Origin of the sequence: Streptomyces sp. NRRL F-2664 (genome assembly GCF_000719345.1) — a bacterium.
Classification (GTDB): Bacteria; Actinomycetota; Actinomycetes; order Streptomycetales; family Streptomycetaceae; genus Streptomyces.
On the sequence record NZ_JOFX01000316.1, the window covers coordinates 1 to 563 of the forward strand.

The following is a 563-nucleotide window of genomic DNA, read 5'->3' on the forward strand; positions in this document are numbered from 1 at the left end:
AGTCTGGTGTATCAGGGCGTCTTGCGGGAGCGTTCGCGGAAGTGCCACGCTTCCGGTCAGAGCTGTACGCGTGTCTGACCGCACGGGGCGACGCGTTGTTCGAGTTGTGTGATGCGCTGCTGTGTACGGACGGGCCGGTGCGGACGCTGGTCGATCTCGCGCTCGCGCCCGAGCACCGCCGTGGTCACGGGGCTCTGTGCGGCGGGCTCAACCAGGGCCGGATCGATGTCGCCCGGCTGCGGCGGGCCCTGGCCGGGGTGCCGCTGCCGAGGGCGCGGCGGACGGCCGGCTCGTGCTGGCGGTGGATGTCTCGCCGTGGCTGCTGCCGGACGCCAACACGTGTGCCGACCGGGCCTTCTGCCACACCTTCGGCAGGGGTGGGCAAACACCAGATGGTGCCCGGCTGGCCCTACTCGGTGGTGGCCGCGCTGGAGAGTGGCCGCACGTCCTGGACGGCGGTGCTGGACGCGGTCCGCCTTCAGCCCGGCGCCGACGTCGCCGCCGTGACCACCGTGCAGATCCGCGAGGTCGTCGAGCGGCTGACCGCCGCCGGCCAGTGGCGG

General features: G+C 72.8%; 1 protein-coding gene. It reads left to right on the forward strand.

All coding sequences use genetic code 11. From position 1 onward, the window contains the following. Positions 1–41: 41 nt before the first annotated feature. Positions 42–563: transposase (locus IF89_RS46805; protein ID WP_199820670.1), on the forward strand; the 522-nt coding region annotated here is incomplete at its 3' end.